1 protein-coding gene is annotated in these 906 nt (G+C 71.6%); it reads left to right on the top strand.

The annotated features are described in order from the left end of the window. Positions 1–125: 125 nt before the first annotated feature. Positions 126–906, top strand: a 781-nt coding sequence (locus tag VR45_RS40505) for a condensation domain-containing protein (protein ID WP_234326666.1), incomplete at its 3' end; no start/stop codon positions are given.

The raw sequence follows: 906 nt of genomic DNA on the forward strand, positions 1-906 counted from the left end.
AGGTGGACCGCAAGGCCCTGCCCGCACCGCAGTATGCGGCGGGTGCGGGTCGGGCGCCGGCGACGGTGCAGGAGGAGCTTCTGTGCCAGGCGTTCGCCGAGGTCCTGGGGCTCGATCGGGTCGGTGTGGACGACGACTTCTTCGCCCTGGGCGGTCACTCGCTCCTTGTGGTGTCCCTGGTGGCGAACCTTCGTGCGCGGGGCGTCTCTGTCTCGGTGAAGGCCCTGTTCCGGACGCCGACGCCGGCCGGGCTGGCCGGCGCTGCCGGGCCGGTCCAGGTGGTGGTTCCGCCGAACCTGATTCCCGAGGGTGCCGTCGGGATCACGCCGGAGATGCTGCCGCTGGTGGAGCTGACCGGGGCGGAGATCGGGCGGGTCGTGGCGAAGGTCGAGGGCGGTGCGGCCAATGTGGCCGACGTCTACCCGCTGGCCCCGCTCCAGGAGGGCATGCTCTTCCACCACCTGATGGCGGACCAGGCGTCCGAGACGGATGTCTACATGCGGCCGTCGGTGCTGGGGTTCGACTCGCGGGAGCGGGTGGACGCGTTCCTGGACGCGCTGCGGGAGGTGATCGACCGGCACGACATCTACCGCACGGCGTTCGTGTGGGAGGGCCTGGCGGAGCCGGTGCAGGTGGTGTCGCGCCGGGTGGAGCTGCCGGTCCAGGAGGTCGTGCTGGACCCGCGGGGCGCCGACCCGGTGGAGCAGTTGCTGGCGATCGGCGGATCGTGGATGGATCTGACCCGGGCGCCCCTGATGACGGTCCACGTCGCGGCGGAGCCCGGCGGTGACCGCTGGCTGGCACTGCTGCGAACCCACCACCTGGTGCAGGACCACACCTCGCTGGATGTGCTGTTCGGGGAGCTTCGGGCGTTCATGTCCGGCCGGCCGACACGTTGCCGGAGCC

Origin of the sequence: Streptomyces sp. NRRL S-495, assembly GCF_000966955.1 — a bacterium.
Lineage (GTDB): Bacteria > Actinomycetota > Actinomycetes > Streptomycetales > Streptomycetaceae > Kitasatospora > Kitasatospora purpeofusca.